At 62.2% G+C, this 14857-nt stretch carries 12 protein-coding genes; 2 read left to right on the plus strand and 10 right to left on the minus strand.

Annotation, left to right across the window (positions count from 1 at the left end; all coding sequences use genetic code 11):
• Positions 1 to 60: 60 nt before the first annotated feature.
• Positions 61 to 183 (minus strand): hypothetical protein, encoded by a 123-nt coding sequence (locus tag PG892_RS14550; RefSeq protein WP_270825533.1) that lies wholly within the window; start codon positions 181 to 183, stop codon positions 61 to 63.
• 496 nt (positions 184 to 679) lie between these two features.
• On the opposite strand from PG892_RS14550, the gene PG892_RS14555 reads away from it, so the two are divergent.
• Positions 680 to 1585: a LysR family transcriptional regulator gene (locus PG892_RS14555; protein WP_039039436.1), complete on the plus strand. Its 906-nt coding sequence runs from the start codon at positions 680 to 682 to the stop codon at positions 1583 to 1585.
• A 106-nt stretch (positions 1586 to 1691) separates the two neighbouring features.
• Positions 1692 to 3083 (plus strand): MATE family efflux transporter, encoded by a 1392-nt coding sequence (locus tag PG892_RS14560; RefSeq protein WP_270825532.1) that lies wholly within the window; start codon positions 1692 to 1694, stop codon positions 3081 to 3083.
• An 81-nt stretch (positions 3084 to 3164) separates the two neighbouring features.
• On the opposite strand, the gene accA is transcribed toward PG892_RS14560, so the two are convergent.
• The 9 genes from accA to bamA all read right to left on the minus strand — a co-directional run bounded on the left by accA (position 3165) and on the right by bamA (position 14851).
• Positions 3165 to 4115 carry an acetyl-CoA carboxylase carboxyl transferase subunit alpha gene (gene accA / locus PG892_RS14565; protein ID WP_041211295.1) on the minus strand — a complete coding sequence of 317 codons (951 nt, stop codon included), beginning with the start codon at positions 4113 to 4115 and terminating at the stop codon, positions 3165 to 3167.
• Between the two features lie 16 nt (positions 4116 to 4131).
• The gene (gene dnaE / locus PG892_RS14570) at positions 4132 to 7611 is read right to left on the minus strand and encodes a DNA polymerase III subunit alpha (RefSeq protein ID WP_261998870.1); all 3480 of its coding nucleotides are present in this window, start codon (positions 7609 to 7611) and stop codon (positions 4132 to 4134) included.
• A gap of 53 nt (positions 7612 to 7664) precedes the next feature.
• A complete protein-coding gene (gene rnhB / locus PG892_RS14575) occupies positions 7665 to 8255 on the minus strand; it encodes a ribonuclease HII (RefSeq protein WP_039039433.1) in 591 nt (196 codons plus the stop codon).
• A 78-nt stretch (positions 8256 to 8333) separates the two neighbouring features.
• A complete protein-coding gene (gene lpxB / locus PG892_RS14580; protein WP_104451737.1) occupies positions 8334 to 9473 on the minus strand; it encodes a lipid-A-disaccharide synthase in 1140 nt (379 codons plus the stop codon).
• Positions 9466 to 10257, minus strand: a complete 792-nt coding sequence (gene lpxA / locus PG892_RS14585; RefSeq protein WP_124814244.1) for an acyl-ACP--UDP-N-acetylglucosamine O-acyltransferase — start codon at positions 10255 to 10257, stop codon at positions 9466 to 9468. Before lpxA ends, lpxB begins: the two co-directional genes overlap by 8 nt.
• A 2-nt stretch (positions 10258 to 10259) precedes the next feature.
• Positions 10260 to 10721, minus strand: coding sequence for a 3-hydroxyacyl-ACP dehydratase FabZ (fabZ, locus tag PG892_RS14590; RefSeq protein WP_010673414.1), 462 nt, complete (start codon positions 10719 to 10721; stop codon positions 10260 to 10262).
• A gap of 24 nt (positions 10722 to 10745) precedes the next feature.
• Entirely contained in the window at positions 10746 to 11765 is a 1020-nt protein-coding gene (lpxD, locus tag PG892_RS14595; RefSeq protein ID WP_039039449.1) for a UDP-3-O-(3-hydroxymyristoyl)glucosamine N-acyltransferase, read from the minus strand.
• A gap of 3 nt (positions 11766 to 11768) precedes the next feature.
• Positions 11769 to 12281, minus strand: a complete 513-nt coding sequence (locus PG892_RS14600) for an OmpH family outer membrane protein (protein ID WP_029313943.1) — start codon at positions 12279 to 12281, stop codon at positions 11769 to 11771.
• A 146-nt stretch (positions 12282 to 12427) separates the two neighbouring features.
• The gene (bamA, locus tag PG892_RS14605) at positions 12428 to 14851 is read right to left on the minus strand and encodes an outer membrane protein assembly factor BamA (RefSeq protein ID WP_029313941.1); all 2424 of its coding nucleotides are present in this window, start codon (positions 14849 to 14851) and stop codon (positions 12428 to 12430) included.
• Positions 14852 to 14857: the final 6 nt, after the last annotated feature.

Below are 14857 nucleotides of genomic sequence, written 5' to 3' on the forward strand. Positions count from 1 at the left end.
ACAGGCCTATAAGTATTTGTTTTGTAGGCAAAAAACTATTTTTAATTTTTAACAAAATGTTCACGATCTCGCCCTGATGGCGGTACCGTACAGACCCAGCATCCAGACCACGTCGGCCTTGTTGATGCCACGGGAGGAGGCTTTGCTCAAGCTGCCTTCAACTGCAATGTTCATGTCAGACATAGGGGTGTTCCTGTCATCAAGGAAAGTGGGATCTTAACTTGTCAGTGGGCCTGGGCCCGGTTCCTTTCCCTGGAACTCCAGCTATTCGTCCTGTTTGTTCCTCCGCCCCGGCCATCCGGCCGCCACTCCCTGTGGCAACCTGATTGCAACAAACACGGGCGGGGAGTCGTAATACAGAGGGGATCGTGCTCGCTCGTTAACAACGGGATAACGCTCACCTCATCCGATGAGATGACTCTAGTTAAAAGGCCCTATTAATCACAGCGTTTTTTTGAATTAATCAACCAAAGTTTGATTGGAATCGCCTTTCCGTCGCTTCAGATCACACTTGAATCGCCATATTGCGATTTTTTTTTAACATATAAACTTTTTGGTGTGATCCACCTCACCCTTGAAACGCGCAACAATTTTGTCACAACCCCCTCATTGCCCCCCGATTGTCTCCCGTCGCCCCATGGCGTACCCTTTGTGTCCGCCCCTTTTCTGCGTACCGACCATGACCCTCTCCCGCACCGATCTCGCCGAGCTGGCCGTGTTTGCCGCCGTCGCCCGTCACCGCAGTTTCAGCAAGGCCGCCCTCGAGCTCGGGGTCTCCGCCTCGGCCCTGAGTCATGCCCTCAAAGGGCTGGAGAGTCGCCTGGCCGTCAGGCTGCTCAATCGCAGCACCCGGGCCGTGGTGCCGACCGAGGCGGGCGAACGGCTGCTGGCCCAGGTGCTGCCAACCCTGGGGCAACTGGAGGCGGCGCTGGCGGAGCTGACGCGCCACGCGGGCGAACCCGTGGGCAGGCTCAGGCTCTGTGCCCCCCGAGCCGCCATCCAGGAAGTGCTGGCCCCGGTGCTCATCGACTATCTGGTGCGCTACCCGCGCATGCAGGTGGAGGTGGAGGAGCTGGAGCTGATGCCCCGCCTCATCGAGGATGGCTACGACGCCGCCCTCTTCTACGGCGACCTGCTGCCCCAGGAGATGATCTCGGTTCCCCTGGGCCCGCAGCAGCGCTATCTGGTGGTGGGCTCCCCCGACTATCTGGCACGGCGTGGCACCCCTCGCCACCCCTCGGATCTGCGCCAGCACGACTGCATCGGCTACCGGCTCACGCCCCATCACCACTATCGCTGGGCCTTTGCCGCCGAGGGGGAACTGCTGGAGATCGAAGTGACGGGCCCGCTCACCACCAGCACGCCCGCGCTCTACCTGGGGGCGGCCGAGGCGGGGCTCGGGCTCGCCTACTGCCATGAAGGGGAGGTGTTCGACGCTCTGGCATCGGGGCGGCTGGTGAGCGTGCTGGATGACTGGAGCCCCAGCTTTGCCGGGTTCAACCTCTTCTATCCGGGCCGGCACCAGCTGGGGCAAGGGCTGCGAGCCCTGATCGACATGCTGAAGGAGTATCACAGGATCCGTTGATTGATGAGCTTTATTCAGCAATTCATCAAATGAAAGCCTGATTATCAATTAAAAAATAAGAAACTAGACTGTCTGCTCGATTCCGGCCCTTTTCCCGAGTACAGATATGTCCGCCTACTTCCGCCTGCGTCAACGGGCCATGGCCCGCCGTTTCCGGGGCTATGCCCTCCCCTCCGTCATGGCCATGCTGGTCTCCGGCGCCTACTACCTGGTGGACGGCATCTTCGTCGGCCACTACGTGGGGGCCGCCGGCCTTGCCGGCATCAACCTGGTCTATCCGGTCATCATGGTGCTCATCGGCCTCGCTGCCATGATCGCCATGGGGGCCGCCACCGCCATCTCCTTCCAGCAGGGCGCCAGGAACCTCGCTCTGGCCCGCCAGGCCCTGGTCAGCGCCCTCTGGCTGCTGCTGATCCTGGGCACGGTAGCGCCGCTGCTGCTGCACCACTGGCACACCGATATCCTGCAGGCCCTGGGAATGGCCCCCGGCACCGACACCTGGCAGCAGGCCAGCGACTACCTCACCTGGATTGGCGGTGGCACCCTGCTGCTCGCCAGCAACCTGGCGGTGCCCTACCTGCTTCGCAACGACGGCCGCCCTCGCCTCGCCATGGTACTGGTGAGCGGCGGCGCCCTCCTCAACATCCTGCTCAACTACATCATGGTGGGCCGGCTCGGGCTCGGCCTCACCGGCACGGCCCAGGCCACCCTCCTCTCGGAGGCCGTGGTCAGCCTGCTCGGCCTGGGGTACTTCTTCACCCGCCACGCCCGGTTGCGGCTGACCTGGCGCCAGCTGGTGCCCCGCTTCCCGGCCATGCCCGGCCTGCTCTTTACCGGGCTGCCGAGCCTCATCGCCCAGTTCAATCTGGGGCTGCTGTTGCTGCTGCACAACAGCCAGCTGATGGTGCACGGCACGGTCAAGGATCTGGCGGGCTTCACCGTGGCGGGGTACACGGAGGCGGTCTTCATCGTCATCCTGCAGGGACTGGCGTTTGGCATCCAGCCCCTGGTGAGCCAGGCAGCCGGGGCCGGGCGCCATCGCGACCTCCAGTTCCTGATGGCGATGGGGCTCAAGATCACCCTGGTCTATGGCCTGGGGGTCTGGCTGATTGTCCAGCTGCTGCCGCAGCCGGTCGCCATGCTCTACACCGGTGATCAGGACGCAGAGCTGCTCGCCGCCGCCATCAGCAGTCTGACCCTCAACCTCGCTGCCCTGCCCCTGGAGGGGATCGTCATGTTCGGCATCGTGCTGTTGCAGGCCATGGCCCGCACCCGCCAGGCCCTCGTCATCTCCGTGGCCAAGACGGTGCTGCTGCTGCCCCTCATCTTCCTGCTGCCCCTCTGGTGGGGGCGCGACGGGGTCTTGATGGCACAGCCCGCCACCGTGCTGCTGCTGACGCCCCCCCTGTGCTGGCTGCTGTGGCGGGAGTGGCGGGCCCTGAGCCCTGCCGGAGGGCGTGCTTCCGTCCGTATGCAACGGGCGCTGACCGCCCCCTGAGACCCGCCCCCGGCGTCCCCCACAAACGTCGCCCATAAAAAAAGTCCCCGCATGCGGGGACTTTTTATTGGAAGCGGCAGATCAGCAGTAGCCGTAACCCAGCAGACGCTGGTAGCGCTGCTCCAGCAGTTGCTCGCTGTCGAGGGGGCGCAGGGCATCCAGATCCTGCTTGATGCGCGCTTTCAGGTGCTTGGCCATCTTCTCCACGTCGCGGTGGGCACCGCCGAGGGGCTCCTCGACGATGTTGTCGATGAGCTTCAGCTCCTTCAGGCGCTGGGCGGTGATGCCCATGGCATCCGCCGCCACCGAGGCCTTCTCGGCGCTCTTCCACAGGATGGAGGCGCACCCTTCCGGGGAGATGACGGAGTAGGTGGAGTACTGCAGCATGTTGACCCGATCGCCTACACCGATGGCGAGAGCGCCGCCGGAGCCGCCTTCACCGATCACGGTGCAGACCACCGGCACGGTCAGGCCGGCCATGACTTTCAGGTTGCGGGCGATGGCTTCGGACTGGCCACGCTCCTCGGCACCGACGCCGGGGTAGGCACCCGGGGTGTCGATGAAGGTGATGATCGGCATCTTGAAGCGCTCGGCCATCTCCATCAGGCGCAGGGCCTTGCGGTACCCTTCCGGACGCGGCATGCCGAAGTTGCGCTTGATCTTCTCCTTGGTCTCGCGCCCCTTCTGGTGACCGATGACCATCACTGGCTCGCCGTCGAGACGGGCGATGCCGCCGACGATGGCCTTGTCATCGGCATAGGCGCGATCCCCGGCCAGCTCGTCGAAATCGGTGAAGATCTGCTCGATGTAGTCGAGGGTGTAGGGGCGCTGGGGATGACGTGCCATCTGGGATACCTGCCAGGCACCCAGATCGCCGAAGATCTTCTTGGTCAGCTCTTCGTTTTTCTTCTCCAGCCGGCGAATGTCTTCGCTGAGATCCACGGCACTGTTGTGCTCGCTCACATGGCGCAGTTCATCGATCTGTGCCTGCAACTCGGCGATCGGCTGTTCAAAATCCAGAAAAAGACTCATAGGGACAATAGATCCTCTAATCAAAAACCAATTCAACCCGCTCTCGTCCAAGCAGGACTCGCAAGTCATCTATCAGTTGATCGGTGGGCGTCACCCGCCACTCGGTACCGAGCGTCAATCGCACCCGGGAACCGGGGCGACGATAGTTTACCTGAACCGGACAGACTCCGGCACGGGCGGGCTCCAAAATCTCGCACAAACGCGGGAAAAAGCGCTCGTCAATGCGTTGTTCATCGAGGGAGATGCGGATTGCCCTGGCAAAACGCTCCCTCGCATCGTTGATATCCAGCAACTCGCGGGCCGACATTTTAAGGCCACCGGAGAAGTCATCAAAGCTGACCTGTCCAGAAACCACTAAAATACGGTCTTTTTGCATCAATTCTTCGTATTTTTCCAGCGCTTCACTGAAAAGGGTCACATCCAGACGGCCGGATCTGTCGTCCAGGGTGAAGATCCCCATCTTGTTGCCGCGCTTGGTCACCATGCTGCGCGCCGCGATCACCAACCCCGCCGCCGTGGTCACCGTATCCCGGGAGGTGGGATGCAGATCGCACAGTCGGCCCGAGGTGTAGCGCCGCAGCTCGCTGCTGTACTGGTTGATGGGGTGACCGGTGAGGTAGAGCCCGAGGGTCTCGCGCTCCCCTTCCAGCCACACCTTGTCGGGCCAGTGCGGCACGTTGGCGAACGCCTTCTTGACGTCGTCGATCTCCTCCGTGAGCACGCCGAACATGTCGACCTGCCCCACCGCCTGGGCCTTGGCGTGCTGCTCGGCGGCGCGCATCGCCTCCTCCAGGGTCGCCATCAGGGCGGCGCGGTGGGGGCCGAGCCTGTCCATGGCGCCGGAGAGGATGAGCTTCTCCATCACCCGCTTGTTGAGCTTCTTGATGTCGACCCGGTTGCAGAAATCGAACAGGTCGCGGAACGGACCGTCCCGATCCCGCGCGTCCAGGATCGCCTCGATGGGCCCTTCCCCTACCCCCTTCACCGCGCCGATGCCGTAGACGATGTGGCCGTCCTCGTTGACGCTGAAGCGGTAGCGGCCGGTGTTGACGTCCGGCGGGATCACGGTCAGCCCCATGCGCTGACACTCGTCCACCAGGGTCACTATCTTGTCGGTGTTGTCCATGTCGGCGGTCATCACCGCCGCCATGAACTCCGCCGGGAAGTGGGTCTTGAGCCAGAGGGTCTGGTAGGAGACCAGCGCATAGGCAGCGGAGTGGGACTTGTTGAAGCCGTAGCCCGCAAACTTCTCCACCAGATCGAAGATCTTCATCGCCAGTTCGCCGTCGACGCCGTTCTTGACCGCCCCCTCCTCGAAGCCCGCCCGCTGCTTGGCCATCTCTTCGGGTTTTTTCTTGCCCATGGCCCGGCGCAGCATGTCCGCGCCACCCAGGGTATACCCCGCCAGGGTCTGGGCGATCTGCATCACCTGCTCCTGGTAGAGGATGATGCCGTAGGTGGGCTCGAGTATGGGTTTGAGGCTTTCGTGCTGCCACTTCTCGTCCGGGTAGGAGATGGCCTCCTTGCCGTGCTTGCGCTCGATGAAGTTGTCCACCATGCCCGACTGGAGCGGGCCCGGACGGAACAGGGCCACCAGCGCGATCATGTCTTCGAAGCAGTCGGGCTGCAGCCGCTTGATGAGATCCTTCATGCCGCGGGATTCGAGCTGGAACACCGCCGTGGTCTCGAAACGCTGCAAGAGGGCGAACGACTTCTTGTCGTCGATGGGGATGGCGGCGATGTCCACCGGCGGCTTGCCCTCTTTGGCAAGACGGGGGTTTATCATGCCAAGGGCCCAATCGATGATGGTGAGGGTGCGCAGCCCCAGGAAGTCGAACTTCACCAGACCCGCGTACTCCACGTCGTTCTTGTCGAACTGGGTGACCGGGTGATGCCCCTCGTCGTCGCAATAGAGCGGCGCAAAGTCGGTGATCTTGGTAGGCGCGATCACCACGCCACCGGCGTGCTTGCCGGCGTTGCGCACCACCCCTTCCAGGCGGCGGGCCATGTCGATGAGGTCCTTGACCTCCTCGTCTTGCTCGTAGAGCTCGGGCAGCTTGGGCTCGGCTTCGAACGCCTTGGCGAGGGTCATGCCGGGGTCGGGCGGGATCAGCTTGGAGATGCGATCGACAAAGCCGTAGGCGTGGCCCAGCACCCGGCCGACGTCCCGCACTACCGCCTTGGCCGCCATGCTGCCGAAGGTGATGATCTGGGACACCGCCTCCCGGCCGTACATCTCGGAGACGTGATCGATCACCTCGTCGCGCCTGTCCATGCAGAAGTCGACGTCGAAGTCGGGCATGGAGACCCGCTCGGGGTTCAGGAAACGTTCGAACAGCAGGTCAAATTCCAGCGGATCCAGATCGGTGATCTTGAGGGCATAGGCCACAAGCGACCCCGCCCCCGAGCCCCGGCCCGGACCAACGGGGATGCCGTTGTCCTTGGACCACTGGATAAACTCCATCACGATGAGGAAGTAACCCGGGAAGCCCATCTGGTTGATCACTTTGAGCTCGATGTCGAGACGCTCGTCATACTCGGGACGGCGCTCGGCCCGCACCGCCGGATCCGGGAACAGGAACTCCAGCCGCTCCTCCAGCCCTTCCTTCGACTTCATGACCAGGAAGTCCTCGGTGGTCATGTCGCCGGTGGGGAAATTGGGCAGGAAATACTCGCCAAGGCGCACCGTCACGTTGCAGCGCTTGGCGATTTCCACCGTGTTTTCCAGGGCTTCCGGGATGTCGGCAAACAGCTCCGCCATCTCCTCCTGACTGCGCAGGTACTGCTGGGGGCTGTAGCGGCGCGGTCGGCGCTTGTCCATCAGGGTGTAGCCGTCGTGGATGGCGACCCGGATCTCGTGGGCATCGAAGTCATCGGCGGTGAGGAACACCACCTCGTTGGTGGCCACCACCGGCAGCTCGAACTCGGTGGCAATGGCCACCGCCATGTGGAGGTAGACCTCCTCGTCCGGGCGGCCGGTACGCAGCAGCTCCAGGTAGTAGGCATCCGGGAAGTGGGTCTGGTAGAAGGTGAGGCAATGCTCCACCATCTGGCGGTTGCCCTTGAGCAGGAACTTGCCCACATCCCCCTCGCGCCCGCCGGAGAGGACGATCACCCCCTTGGCATGTTCGCCAAGCCAGGCCTTGTCGATGACGGGGCGCCCCTGCACATGACCACGCTGATAGCCGCGGGAGATGAGCAGGGTGATGTTCTGGTAGCCGTCGTTGTCCATGGCGAGCAGGGTGAGGCGAAACTGCTCGTCCCCAAGCTCGTCGCTCTGCACCCAGAAATCCGCCCCGACCAGGGGCTTGATCCCCTTGCCGTGGGCAGAGCCGTAGAAGCGCACCAGGCCGCACATGTTCATCTGGTCCGTCAGGGCCAGGGCCGGCATGTTGTTGGCGGCGGCAGCGGAGACGATGGGACCGATCTTCTGCAAGCCGTCGACCATGGAGAAGTCGGAATGCACCCTCAGGTGGATGAAACGGGGATCAGCCATGGTCACGCCCTCTCATTGCGCAAGCAGAAATCGTTCAGACAGATCGGCATCGGTTATTCGATCCCCAGGGCGCGGCGCACCGGCTTGAAGCTCTGCCGGTATTCGGGCAGCGGGCCCCGTTCGGCCAGAATGGCGAGGTGCTCCGCCGTCGGGTAGCCCTTGTGGCGGGCGAAACCGTACTCGGGATGGCGGCTGTCCAGCTCGGTCATCTCGGCGTCCCGGGTCACCTTGGCGAGGATGGAGGCGGCGCTGATGGCGGCCACCAGGCTGTCCCCCTTGACCACGGCGCGGGCCTCCATCGGCAATCTGGGGCAGCGGTTGCCGTCGATGAAGACCAGCTCGGGCGTCACCTTGAGCCCCGCCACGGCGCGCTGCATCGCCAGCATGGTGGCGTGCAGGATGTTGAGCTCGTCGATTTCCGCCGGGCTGGCGCGGCCGATGGCATAGGCCAGCGCCTTCTCTTTGATCTCGCCAAACAGGGCGAGCCGCTTCTTCTCGGAGAGCTTCTTGGAATCGGCGAGGCCAAGGATGGGATTGGCAGGATCCAGGATCACCGCGGCGGTGACCACGTCACCCACCAGGGGGCCGCGACCCACCTCGTCCACCCCGGCAATCAGCTTGTCTTCGGGAATATCGATCGTCATCTCATAGCCTTGAATCAAAACCGGCCCCGCAGGGCCAGTATCAGCACAACATCACGCCTGACACACAGGCAGAGCCCACTAGCGTTCCAGCAGCACGGCAACCGCTTCAGCTGCCTGCACATCCGCATTGCAGCGGATCTTCTCGTGCAACCGGGTGAAGGTGGCGATGAGCTCGCTGTTGTCATGGTCCAGCAGCTTGCTCACCTCTTCCACCAGGTTGGCCGGGGTGCACTCGTGCTGGATGAGCTCGGGCACCAGCATCTTGTCCGCCAGCAGGTTCGGCAGGGAGACATAATCCGTCTTCACCAGCCACTGGGCCAGCAAGTAGCTGAAGGGTTTGAGCTTGTAACCGACCACCATGGGCTTTTTCACCAGCATGGCCTCGAGGGCCGCAGTGCCGGAGGCGAGCATCACCACGTCGGCGGCAATCATGGCCTCGCGGCCCTGGCCGTCCAGCAGCACCATGTCGAGCTCCGGAGCCACCTCGGCCTTGATGGCGAGGAACTGCTCGCGCCGTTTCTGGTTGACCAGAGGCACGATGAAACCGAGATCCGGGTTGTGCACCGTCAGGTGCTTGCACGCCTCGAGGAAGACCGGCGCCATGAAGCCCACTTCCGCCGTGCGACTCCCCGGCAGTACCGCCAGCCAGCGACGGGCGGGATCGATGCCAAGGGCCTCGCGCACCGCCCCTTGATCCGGGACCAGGGGAATGTCGTCCGCCATGGTGTGGCCGACGAAGCGACAGGGGGCATCGAAACGGTCGTAGAAGGCTTTCTCGAACGGCAGGAAGGCGAGCACCATGTCGGTGGCGGCCTTGATCTTGTGAATGCGGCCCTGACGCCAGGCCCAGACGGAGGGACTGACATAGTGGACCGTCTTGATACCGGCGCGGCGCAGTTTCAGCTCCACCCCGATATTGAAATCCGGTGCATCCACACCGACGAAGATGTCGGGGGGATTGGCGATGAAGTGGCGCAGCAGTTCGCGGCGCACCTGGAGGATGCGGGGCAGACGGCCCAGCACCTCGGTGATGCCCATGACGGAGAGCTCCTCCATCTCGAACAGCGCCTTCACGCCGAGAGCCTGCATCCGCGGCCCGGCGATCCCTTCGAACTGCGCATCCGGGTAGCGGGCTTGCAGTTCGCGCACCAGCCCTGCGGCCAGGATGTCGCCGGAGGTCTCTCCGGCGACGATGCCGATGCGAATGGGATCAGGCACGGATGATCCCGCGCTCGTTGTCCTTGAGGAAATCCACATAGAGCTGGATGGCAGGTTCGCTCTGGGCCATCTCGCTCAGCACGGGCAACACCTCTTCAATGGTCTTGCCGGAGCGGAAGATCTCCTTGTAGGCGCGCTTGACGGCGGAGATCGCCTCGGCGCTGAAGCCACGACGACGCAGGCCTTCGGAGTTGACCCCGAACGGCTTGGCGTAGTTGCCGGCGGCCATCACGTAGGGCGGCACGTCCTTGTTCAGGGCAGCGCAGCCACCGACGAAGGCGTGGGAGCCGACGCGGCCGAACTGGTGAATGGCAGACAGACCGCCGAAGATCACGAAGTCACCGATGTGCACATGGCCCGCCAGGGTGGCGTTGTTGGCGAAGATGCAGTTGTCACCGATGATGCAGTCGTGGGCCACGTGAACGTTGACCATGAACAGGTTGCCGCTACCCACCTTGGTCAGGCTCTGGTCCTGGGTGGTGCCGCGGTGCACGGTGCAGTTCTCGCGAAACACGTTGTTGTCGCCGATCTCGAGGAAGGTGCGCTCGCCGGCGTACTTCTTGTCCTGGCAATCCTCACCGATGGAGGTGTGCTGGAAGATCTTGTTGCCGCGACCGATCTTGGTCGGGCCCTTGATCACCACGTGGGAGCTCACCCAGGTGTCGTCACCGATTTCCACCTCGGCGCCGATGACGGTGAAGGGGCCGATTTCAACCCCTTTGCCGATGACGGCAGACTCATGGACGATGGCGGTGTCGTGGATGATGGCAGTCTGATCGATCACGGTTATACCTCGCGCTTGGCGCACATCAGTTCGGCAGTACAGACCACTTCACCGTCGACGGTGGCGACACCGGTGAACTTGGCGATGCCGCGACGCTCCTTCAGGAACTCCACATCCAGCACCAGCTGATCGCCGGGGCCCACCGGGCGCTTGAAGCGGGCATTGTCGATGGAGGCAAAGTAATAAAGCTCGTTGGGGGACGGCTTGCCCACCATGGTGAAGGCCAGGATACCGGTGGCCTGGGCCATGGCTTCCAGGATCAGCACGCCGGGGAAGACCGGCTTGGCCGGGAAGTGGCCCTGGAAGATCGGCTCGTTGAACGAGACGTTCTTGATGGCGCGCAGGGTCTTGCGCTCATCGCTGATCTCGTAGTTTTCCACCTTGTCCACCATCAGGAACGGATAACGGTGGGGCAGCAGATCCATGATTTCCTGGATGCCCAGGCTCTTCTTTTCAGTAGTCAAAACAGTACCCTATACCAATCGTGATTATTCTTGATCCAGCTTTTTCTCAAGCTTGCTCAACCGCTTGTGCATCTCTTCGATACGCATCACCCGGGCGGCGGTCTTGCGCCACTCTTTATTGGTTTGCAGGGGGATGCCTGAAGAGTAGATACCGGGCTCGGTGATGGGACGCATCACCATGGCCATGCCGGTGACGGTGGCCTGGTCGCAGATCTCCATGTGCCCGTTAAAGACGGAAGCACCACCAATGATACAGTATTTGCCGACCTTGAGACTACCGGCCATCACGGTGGAGCCCGCCACGGCAGTGCCGTAGCCGATCTCGACGTTGTGGGCGATCTGGCACTGGTTGTCGATGATGACGTTGTCAGCGATGCGGGTATCTTCCAGCGCACCGCGGTCGATGGTGGTGCAGGCACCGATCTCGACCCGGTTGCCGATGGTCACGCCACCGAGCTGGGGGATCTTGATCCACTCGCCGCGCTCGTTGGCATAACCGAAACCGTCTGCCCCGATCACGGTGCCGGCCTGTACCAGACAGTCCGTGCCCAGGGTCACGTTGTGATAGAGGGTGACGTTGGCCCACAACCGGGAGCGCGCTCCCAGTCGGGTATCCTTGCCAACGAAACAGCCCGGGCCGATACGCACATCGTCACCCAGCACGACGCCGGATTCGATCACCGCATTGGCCCCGATGGCCACTCTCTCGCCCAGTTGCACGTCCGCCGCGATGACGGCGCTCGGATGGATATCCATGGCCGGCTGCGGGGTGGTGTCCAGCAGTTGGGCAACCCGTGCAAAGCCCACGTAGGGGTCCTTGAGCACCAGGGCGTTGGTGGGGCAAAACGGCAGGTCTGCCTCGGTGATGAGCACGGCAGTGGCCTTGCTCTGCTCCAGAAAATGCCGGTACTTCTTGTTGGACAGGAAGGCTATCTCCCCCTCCCCGGCTTTTTCCAGTGTCGCGACCTTGCGAATTTCCCGGGTCCCATCCCCATGGACCTCGGCCCCCAGTTGCTGGGCCAGCTGTGCGAGAGTGAATGCCATCAATTAGTTGCTCTTGCTAACCTGAGAAATAACCTGGCCGGAGATGTCCAGCTTGCTGGCTGCATAAGGGGCGGCGTTGCGCTCCAGCACCAGATCGTAGCCATTGCTCTTGGCGATGGCGTCGATGGCAGCCTGCACCTTGGTCAGGATCTTGTTGCGCTCTTCGGACTGACGGCGACCGTTGTCCTGTTCAAACGCCTGACGCTTCTGGTTGAATTCCATCTGCAGCTTGGCCAGCTTCTCCTGGCTCTGCTTTTTCTGCTCGGCGCTCATGAAGGCTTCGTCCTTCTTGAACTTCTCGACCAGTGCCTGACCGTCGGACTCCAGCTTCTGCAGTTCACGCATGCGCGGCTCGAACTCGCCCTTCAGCTTCTTGGCAACGGCTTCACGCTGGGGCAGCTTTTGGAAGACTTCGCCCATGTCGACCACGGCAATCTTGGTCTCAGCGAAGGCAGAACCCATGCCGGCAGCCATCAGTGCAAAGCTCAAACCAGCTACTTTCAACGCTTTATTCACACTTACTCCTTGGTCCCTCGGTCGAGGGCTACCTGATTTACCTGATTGTGCAAGCGATCCACGAGATCGTCTTGTTACCTGGTGAGGCACGCAAACGCGCGACCCATCATGCTTCCCCCGCCATGGCGGGGGGGCGTCCGCTCCCCTTAGAAGGTACGGCCGATGTTGAAGGAGAAGACTTCGGTGTCGTCCCCTTCGTATTTCTTGATTGGTCTTGCCAGCACGAACACCAGCGGGCCCATGGGAGAGAGCCACTGCAGCGACAGGCCGGTCGACATCCGGATGTTGCTCGGGTCGGAGTAGTCCATCAGATAGTTGCAACCACTGAAGCAACGGTTCTGATACTGGCTGTAGTCGAAGTGGGTATCCCACACGGAACCGGCGTCGATGAAGAAGCTGGTCCGCAACTGGGGCTGATAGGTCTCGGAGGCAAAGGGCGTCGGCACGATCATTTCCAGCGAGGCCACCGCCAGGGCGTTGCCCCCGACCGAGCTGTCAGTGCCCTGGATGACGTCGTTACCACTCAGGTTGTAGTAGTAGAGCGCCTTCGGACCGACTGTGTTGCTCTTGAAACCGCGCAGGGTATCGAAACCACCGGCGTAGTAGTTCTCGAAGAACGGCAGGACGTGCTCGTAATCGCCATTGGTGCCGTAGCCATCGCCGTAGGAGGCACGGGCCTTGGCCAGCATGACCCATTTGTGATCGGCATCAAACGGGAAGTAGTGGGCATCTTCGGCGTTGAGCTTGAAGTACTGCAGATCCATGCCGGGCACCGTCACCTTGGCGTTCACCCGCTGGCGGTCACCGGAGGTCGGGAACTGACCCTTGTTGAGGGTGGAGCGGGTCCAGCCGGCGGTGACGTCCACGGTGTTGAACACCATGCGGTTGTCGCCATCCAGATTGCCGTTGTAGACCTTCCAGAACTCGTCCACCTGTACATAGGGGTTGGGCTGGGAGAGCTTGTTGTTCTCGTAGCCCAGGCTGAAGTCGAGACGGTTGTTCTCGTTGACCGGGAAGCCGCTGGAGAGACGGAAACCGACGGTGGTGTTCTCGTAGTCCACGATGTTGGCGTCGGCCGCACTGAACTTGTTGTAGTAGAGACGGCCGCCCAGGCTCACCCCGTCCACGGTGAAGTAGGGGTCGTTATAGCTCAGGTCGACGCTCTTGGAGTAGTCGTTGGTGCTGGCGTTGATGCCGATCTTCTTGCCGGTCCCCATGAAGTTGTCCTGCTGCAGACCCGCCTGCAGGCTCAGACCCGACTCGGTGCCGTAGCCGATACCGGCGTTGATGGACCCCGCCGGCTGCTCCTTGACCTTGAAGTCCAGATCGACCTGGTCATCGCTGCCCGGCACCCGCTTGGTGTCCACTTCCGCGGTCTCGAAGAAGCCGAGGCGGTTGAGACGGGTCTTGGACTGCTCGACGTTGTCGGAGGAGAGCCAGGTGCCCTCCATCTGGCGCATCTCGCGACGCAGCACTTCGTCCTTGGTGGTGACGTTGCCGCTGAAGTTGATGTTGCGCACATAGACCCGGGGACCCGGCTCCACGTTGACGATGAGCTCCACTTCCTTGGTCTGGTCATTGATCTGGGGGAAGGTGACCACTTTCGGATAGGCGTAGCCGTAACGGCCGAGGAACTTGGAGAGCACCTCTTCGGTATGGGTCACCTGGCTGGCGGAGTAGACGCTGCCCGCCTCGATGGGGATGAGGCCCTTCATCTCGCCGCCGCGGTCGATGAGGTCGCCCTTGAGCTGGATGCCGGAAACCTTGTACTGCTCCCCTTCCTTGACGTTGAGGGTGACATAGACCCCCTTCTTGTCCGGGGTCATGGAGACCTGGGTGGACTCCTGGGTGAAGCGGATGTAGCCGCGGTCCATGTAGTAGGAACGCAGCACTTCGATGTCACCGGCCAGCTTCTGCTTCTGGTAGCGCTGATCACCGGTGAAGTTCCACCAGGGCACGTCGTCCTTGAGGGAGAGCTGGGCCAGCAGCTTCTCTTCCGGGAAGACGTTGTTGCCGACGATGTTGATCTGCTGGATCTTGGCCGCTTCCCCTTCCACGAAGGTGAACTTGAGGTCGACCCGGTTGCGCGGCAGCGGGGTGACGATGGCCTTGACCTTGGCGGAGTACTTGCCCACGCCGTAGTAGAAATCTTCCAGCCCTTTCTCGAGGGAGCTCAGCACGGTGCGATCCAGCGGATCACCCACGCGGATCCCGGAGGATTCCAGGCTCTGGGTCAGTTGCTCTTCCTTGATGTCCTTGTTGCCGGAGAACTCGATGCTGGAGATGGTCGGGCGCTCCTTGACCACCACTTGCAGCACCTGACCGTCGCGATAGACCTTGACGTCCTCGAAGTTGCCGGAGGCATAGAGCTTCTTGATGGCGTTCGCCAGGGACACGGAGTCGACGGAATCACCGACCCGCACCGGCAGATTCAACAGGGCGGCACCCAGGGTCACCCGCTGCAGGCCCTCGACCTGAATGTCTTGCACCACAAAAGAGGCCGGGGCAGCCTGAGCCAGGAAGCTGGCCCCCAGCAGGCAACTCAACACCAATGCTTTTTTAACAGCCATTTTGTT

The organism is Aeromonas sp. QDB68 (genome assembly GCF_027707405.1).
Taxonomy (GTDB): domain Bacteria; phylum Pseudomonadota; class Gammaproteobacteria; order Enterobacterales; family Aeromonadaceae; genus Aeromonas; species Aeromonas caviae.

Coding starts and splice junctions, on each gene's coding strand:
- PG892_RS14550 (WP_270825533.1), bottom strand. CDS start 183: ATGTCTGACATGAACATTGCAGTTGAAGGCAGCTTGAGCAAAGCCTCC.
- PG892_RS14555 (WP_039039436.1), top strand. CDS start 680: ATGACCCTCTCCCGCACCGATCTCGCCGAGCTGGCCGTGTTTGCCGCC.
- PG892_RS14560 (WP_270825532.1), top strand. CDS start 1,692: ATGTCCGCCTACTTCCGCCTGCGTCAACGGGCCATGGCCCGCCGTTTC.
- accA (WP_041211295.1), bottom strand. CDS start 4,115: ATGAGTCTTTTTCTGGATTTTGAACAGCCGATCGCCGAGTTGCAGGCA.
- dnaE (WP_261998870.1), bottom strand. CDS start 7,611: ATGGCTGATCCCCGTTTCATCCACCTGAGGGTGCATTCCGACTTCTCC.
- rnhB (WP_039039433.1), bottom strand. CDS start 8,255: ATGACGATCGATATTCCCGAAGACAAGCTGATTGCCGGGGTGGACGAG.
- lpxD (WP_039039449.1), bottom strand. CDS start 11,765: ATGGCATTCACTCTCGCACAGCTGGCCCAGCAACTGGGGGCCGAGGTC.
- bamA (WP_029313941.1), bottom strand. CDS start 14,851: ATGGCTGTTAAAAAAGCATTGGTGTTGAGTTGCCTGCTGGGGGCCAGC.